The sequence below is a fragment of the uncultured Fibrobacter sp. genome (assembly GCF_946062555.1).
GTDB lineage: Bacteria > Fibrobacterota > Fibrobacteria > Fibrobacterales > Fibrobacteraceae > Fibrobacter.
This window is the reverse complement of the sequence record NZ_CAMGVQ010000105.1, coordinates 1-5612: the sequence shown is the minus strand read 5'-3', so window position 1 is coordinate 5612 and position 5612 is coordinate 1. Positions and strand designations below refer to the sequence as shown.

Below are 5612 nucleotides of genomic sequence, written 5' to 3'. Positions count from 1 at the left end.
TGAATAGTGGAAATTGGACAATAGCCACAATAACGCATTACACCGGCATCGGCACCGAAATCAGAGAGTACAAACCATGGAACTTTACGCGTTTCACGGATTCCCAAGGCATTGAACACTGTATTTCCGCGAACCCGGACTATGCGGGTACGGCAAGTACAGACTGCCCCCTGCCCGACACGGTTAGAGTTGTCGTGCCGTTGCCGAACGGGCTTGGCCGCTATGCAATGCAAAATGCGGAACGTCCGAACTCTGAGTTGAATTCTGCATATGAATTTTACCTAAAAGACCATCTAGGTAGTACTCGTGTAGTATATGGCGTTGGTTTCCCCGACCCGCTCGGCATATCTCCGAATGGAGTGTTCCGTGCCGCATACGACTACCGCAGTTTTGGAGAACAACTGGATTTGTTCGTTTTCACCCGAAAGGTGACCGAGAACTTTACGGGGAAGGAGAAGGACGATGAAATCGAGCTGAATTACTTCGGGGCGAGATATCTTGACCCGATGCTTGGAATGTGGATTTCCGTGGACCCGGCAAGGCAATTCGCGAGCCCGTATCTGTATGTGGGAAATGGGAATAATCCGATTAATGGGGTGGATCCAGATGGAATGGCTTGGGAATACGCGCAAAATTCGGGTAGGTTAACTTATATCAATAATAATACTGGCGCGCGTACCTTTGTCGCATATGGTTATGCGGGAAACGGAGAAGGTTTTAATAATGCTAAATACGAGGGTGTCCGCATGACAGGCCCTCTCCCTGCAGGAACTTATACAATTTCACCAATGATTAAAAAACATCCCCAGGGTAAGTACAAAAAATATATGAAACTGACTCCTGATGAAGATAATGAAATGTATGGACGAGATCTTTTCTTGATTCATGGAAGAAAAGCTGCAAATGATTTTGATGCTTCTTCTGGTTGTACAATTTTTGATCGGGATGATAGAATGCGCATTGCAAATAGCGGGGATAATAAATTGATTGTTGTCCCTGATGCCTTAGAAGATTTAGACGATGGCCCTGGCAATGTTTTTGTTAACCCGCACGAAATTGAAGTTGAAGGCGAATAGGATTTATTAGATGATAAAGAAAATAGTCGTTACATTTCTCTTTCTTTTTTCTGCAAATTATTCTCAAGATTGTCCAGTTAAACCAACTGGATTAACTGTATGTGAAAAAAAAATGGACAAGACTTTCGTTTCAATTGAGTTAGAAAAAACAAGGAGAGAAACAAGCAAAGCGTGCTTTCCTTACTGGGATGGTTATTCTTTTCCAGATATAAGTATCAAACTTTCTGTTGATGGAAATATTATTTTCTTCCCGAAGGAATTGTATTGTACCATTGCTTTGGTTAACGATTTTTCTGTAAAAAAAAGAAACAAAGACTTTATTCTATTTGGTTCTTCAGGAGACGCTAGCGAAACTGTATATTTTGAAGTGTTTTTTGACGAAGAAAAGGTCTATAAATCATTCACGTTTGAAAGAGTTGATAAGAAAGATACGATTTCAACTTGTACGTACAGACCTGTTTTTTATGAATGATTGTTTCGGATTCCTGGACGGTACTACGCCGGAATCAAACAAAAGGTCGCTCCTGTGGCCTTTTTCCGTACGATTCCTAGGGAAAATTGATTGTAGATAAGTTTAAGTCGCTGAAAATTTCCTATGATTGGAGAGGTATGCCTGTCGAATTTACGCGTAACGATGCCTGCATCGACATACACGAACAGATCGTGTGTGGTTCCATGAAACTCGTGATGGCCTACGACGGCTCGGGCCGCCGCATCTCGAAGACGCGCATGCGCGACTACGGGAACGGTGTCTGGGAAACCCAGTCTATCACGCACTACACGGGTATCGGCACTGAAATACGCGAGAACTTCGCCGGACCGGCAAAACAGACGAAAGTCGTCGTGAACATGCCGCAGGGCCTTGGCCGCTACAAGGTCGCTGACGCATCGCAGCTCGCCGATGATAACGCGTCCAGGACATTCGAATGGTACCTGAAGAACCATCTCGGCTCCACGAGCTCGTCTATGGCACCGTGGCCTCCACGGACCCGAACACTGGCGACATTGGCGAGACCAAGGCTGCTTACGACTACAGGGCTTTCGGCGAAATGGTAACACTCTCGCAGCCCTCGGACAAGGTCACCGAGAATTTCACAGGAAAAGAACTGGATGATGAAATCGAGCTCGGTTATTGGGGAGCAAGATATCTTGACTTGATGCTGGGAGTGTGGATTTCTGTGGACCCGGCTAGGCAATTCGCGAGCCCGTATCTGTACGCGGGGAATGGTTATAATCCAGTGAATGGTGTGGATGAAGATGGGAATGAGGTAAAAGGAACGTTTTCTAAATCAACAGGAATTTTAACCTTAAGGGACAATGATTCGGGAAAAGAAGTTTCTGGTAAATATTTTACAGGAGGAATAGCAGGAGCACCAATTCCCAATGGAACATATGAAATTCTTGAACAAGCTCAAAGGGAAGGCTTTTATCGTCTTGATTTAGTTGATGTGAATCCTCGGAATGATGTTGCTGAATTACCGGATGGTTCGACAAGAGATAGATTTAGATTGCATGGTCAAGGAATGTCTTTGGGGTGTGTTACAGCTTGTGAAGGAACTGATCACTCTAAAATAGACAAATTCCTTCAAAACACCAAAACAAGTGTTGTTAAGGATAACTATGATGCTCCATGGTATGTGGATCTCAAAAATTTCTTTTCCGGTTCTGATAATGAATCTAACATAAATAAATATGGAGAGTTAGATGTTACAGAATAATTTTATTTGTTTAGGCTATTTTTTTACAACACTTGTTTTATGCTCTTTCTTGGGACTTTATACCAAATCAACAAATTTGATTATTCTTTTGTATGGTGTAGTTTATTTTGGTGTTCTTCTTTTAAAACGAAACTTTATTTATGGAAAAGTGAAAGCCACGATTATTTTTATCATTTTGTCTTCCGTTTTGCATTTTTTCGATACGACATTAAAACTGACGTCTTTAATTCTTCTGATTTTATTCCCGTTAATGTTATTAGGAACGCTTGTAAAAAATGGTTTTCGTAATTCGGTGAAATTGAAAAATGAAACTAAAAAGGCGTGTGTTGTACGTAATAGTGTAATTGCGATGTTTGTTGCTATATGTATGCAATTGTTAAAAAATTATTTTTGCATTCGATCCTATTATTTGAATCATGTTCTATTGAGTGTCGAAATTTACTTAGGATTTATTACACCAATAGAATATTTAGCGCGTCTGATTCCGTTTAAAAGGAAAATTTAATGTTGAACTTGACCCTATTGTAGGGAATTGATAAAAGGGTTGCATAAGCAACAACATTCAATGCGTAATTATTTCTGAAGGTTGCTACATTGGCTTTTTTCTATACGATTCCGAAGGAAACCTTGTCGAGGACAAATACTTGCAAGGATAGAGCTGCAAAAATGCACTTGTGCGTTTTTATAGTCGAACCGCTGTGTATTTCGCTTTGCGCAATTCCAAACGCATGAAATTTTCCTATGATTAGTGCCATGCCCAAAGAATTCTCAGCTACAACCTACGCGTGGCTTTTGCATGACCACCTGGGAAGTACGGTCGCCGTGTACGGCTCTTCGGAAAACGGCGAAGGGCAATTAGGACTCGAGCATGCCTACGAATACAGGAGCTACGGCGAAATGGCCGAGCTGACATCCTCCGCCGACAAGGTCACGGAAAACTTCACAGGAAAAGAGAAGGACGACGAAATCGAGCTGAACTACTTCGGCGCGCGTTATCTTGACCCGATGCTTGGAATGTGGATTTCCGTGGATCCGGCACGTCAATTTACGAGCCCATATTTGTATGCAGGGAATGGGTTTAATGCGGTGAATGGTATTGACGAAGAGGGAAACATCTTTGATTCAAATGAGGGGGGAGACTATGTATTATCAAAGATTAATTTTAATGCTAGCAAAACTAATACATTTCGCATAAATCGTGCAAAAAATGATCCATATCGCTTGTATAAGTTTTATGATAGTAAAAATGGGGAAACCTTTATTGAACCATGTTGCACTACAAACCAGAAGTACAAAAAAATATATGAAGTCTATATTCCTAATCTAATTGTTGATGAAAAATATCTGCCTAATATAACAAGCATTCTAATCGGACATGAGTTGGATCATCCGTATGAATTTGCAAAACCTGGCCATAACGCCTTAGAATCTGTTCATACAGAAGATGAATACTTTGATAAAATAAAAATAATGTCTGAAGATCAAAATCCAGATCCAATTTATAAGCATGATTATGAATCAGCGAAAGAGATGGGTATTTATGATGAGTATTAAACACTTTTTTATTTTGGTATTGTCTTCTTTTAATATACTTTTTGCTTGTTTCTACGATGATCCGAACATGATTGTTCATTTAAAAGACACTATAGTTGATTGCTATAGTATAAAGATAGTTTATAATTATCCTATGGAAAAATGTGGAGGATTATTAACAGGGCTTGGGCTTGAACAAAAAAAAGGATGCATTTCTTTCCAAGAAAATGAATCAAATTCAAAGTTATATGATTCAATTAAGGAATACGTGTCAAATAGTAAAAAAAAATCGCTTTTCTATTTAAATAATAATGTTCATCTAACGAGAATTATTACGCAAAGATATATAGAAAATAAATTTTTTATTTATGACACGACTATAAAAGATTCGGTATTTAGATTTTTTTTCTCAACATTATATGATGTTAATGGTAATTACAAAAAAAGGTGGATTACGATAGATACTTTACTGAGAAAGAAAGATATAGAAGAAAATAAATTATGGGAATATAATTCTTATAATTCGGAGATTGCATTATCCTGTCTTGATTTAATGGATTTAAATATTCAGTCAGGAAAATATAATGTACCAGAAAAATTTTTTATTGCATATAAAAAATATAAAACTCCTAAAATGTTAGGAATATTAAATTTTAAAGCTAAGGGACTTTATCTCGATTTGTTTATTCAATTTAAATCAGAAAGAAAAATTCAAATGTTTCACACTAGCTATATTGAACCAGGTGATGTTGATTATCCAAAAATTTCAAAAATCATTTTGATAGACTCTATGGTGAATCAATTAGATTCTATACAAGTTAAAGATTTGTGGGGAGCGGATTCTCTTTTCACTCCACAAAAGATAAGTAAAGAAAAATGGAGTGAAATGAGAATTTTAATTCCAATTTTCGATATAGAAAATAATGAAAATAATCATATCGGCTATGCATGTACAAATTGGGTGAAATTGAAGAATGTAACGCTACCCCAGAAATGTAATACCAGTAAAAATAATCAACCAGCTGATTCAAAATTCCCTATTCAGGTTACGAAGCCAGCTATAAAGGGGTTACTTGAATGAAAGCGACCTGTTTTATAGCTGTTGCAGCCATCATAACAACTGTTTATGGAATGAGGACGGCAGATGTTTCTCGGGACATACCCACCATCCGCAATATGTCCGACGCGAACAATTTCGTTTATGACTCTGAAGGAAATCTGATAGAAGACAAATCCAAGAAAATGAAAATCTCTTACGATTGGCGGGGGATGCCCGTGGAGTTTG

Annotated in this window: 8 protein-coding genes; all 8 read left to right on the top strand. The window is 38.6% G+C overall.

Features of this window, described 5'->3' with window-relative positions; genetic code table 11:
* A partial coding sequence (locus Q0P86_RS16355) for an RHS repeat-associated core domain-containing protein (protein WP_295040970.1) occupies positions 1-1076 on the top strand: 1076 nt, incomplete at its 5' end.
* 10 nt (positions 1077-1086) lie between these two features.
* Positions 1087-1548 carry a hypothetical protein gene (locus Q0P86_RS16350; protein ID WP_295040968.1) on the top strand — a complete coding sequence of 154 codons (462 nt, stop codon included), beginning with the start codon at positions 1087-1089 and terminating at the stop codon, positions 1546-1548.
* Positions 1549-1685: 137 nt separating this feature from the next.
* On the top strand, positions 1686-2132 hold the full coding sequence (locus Q0P86_RS16345; RefSeq protein ID WP_295040966.1) for a hypothetical protein: 447 nt from the start codon (positions 1686-1688) through the stop codon (positions 2130-2132).
* Positions 2126-2794: an RHS repeat-associated core domain-containing protein gene (locus Q0P86_RS16340; RefSeq protein WP_295040964.1), complete on the top strand. Its 669-nt coding sequence runs from the start codon at positions 2126-2128 to the stop codon at positions 2792-2794. The genes Q0P86_RS16345 and Q0P86_RS16340 overlap by 7 nt, the downstream gene beginning before the upstream one ends.
* Entirely contained in the window at positions 2781-3299 is a 519-nt protein-coding gene (locus Q0P86_RS16335; protein ID WP_295040962.1) for a hypothetical protein, read from the top strand. The genes Q0P86_RS16340 and Q0P86_RS16335 overlap by 14 nt, the downstream gene beginning before the upstream one ends.
* Before the next feature lie 248 nt (positions 3300-3547).
* Positions 3548-4348 carry an RHS repeat-associated core domain-containing protein gene (locus Q0P86_RS16330; RefSeq protein ID WP_295040960.1) on the top strand — a complete coding sequence of 267 codons (801 nt, stop codon included), beginning with the start codon at positions 3548-3550 and terminating at the stop codon, positions 4346-4348.
* Positions 4335-5408, top strand: a complete 1074-nt coding sequence (locus Q0P86_RS16325; protein ID WP_295040958.1) for a hypothetical protein — start codon at positions 4335-4337, stop codon at positions 5406-5408. Before Q0P86_RS16330 ends, Q0P86_RS16325 begins: the two co-directional genes overlap by 14 nt.
* A partial coding sequence (locus tag Q0P86_RS16320) for a hypothetical protein (RefSeq protein ID WP_295040956.1) occupies positions 5405-5612 on the top strand: 208 nt, incomplete at its 3' end. The genes Q0P86_RS16325 and Q0P86_RS16320, both read left to right, overlap by 4 nt.

Bases quoted from the DNA above. Each gene is read 5' to 3' on its own strand.
- Q0P86_RS16350 (WP_295040968.1), top strand. From the start codon at position 1,087: ATGATAAAGAAAATAGTCGTTACATTTCTCTTTCTTTTTTCTGCAAAT.
- Q0P86_RS16345 (WP_295040966.1), top strand. From the start codon at position 1,686: ATGCCTGTCGAATTTACGCGTAACGATGCCTGCATCGACATACACGAA.
- Q0P86_RS16340 (WP_295040964.1), top strand. From the start codon at position 2,126: ATGGTAACACTCTCGCAGCCCTCGGACAAGGTCACCGAGAATTTCACA.
- Q0P86_RS16335 (WP_295040962.1), top strand. From the start codon at position 2,781: ATGTTACAGAATAATTTTATTTGTTTAGGCTATTTTTTTACAACACTT.
- Q0P86_RS16330 (WP_295040960.1), top strand. From the start codon at position 3,548: ATGCCCAAAGAATTCTCAGCTACAACCTACGCGTGGCTTTTGCATGAC.
- Q0P86_RS16325 (WP_295040958.1), top strand. From the start codon at position 4,335: ATGATGAGTATTAAACACTTTTTTATTTTGGTATTGTCTTCTTTTAAT.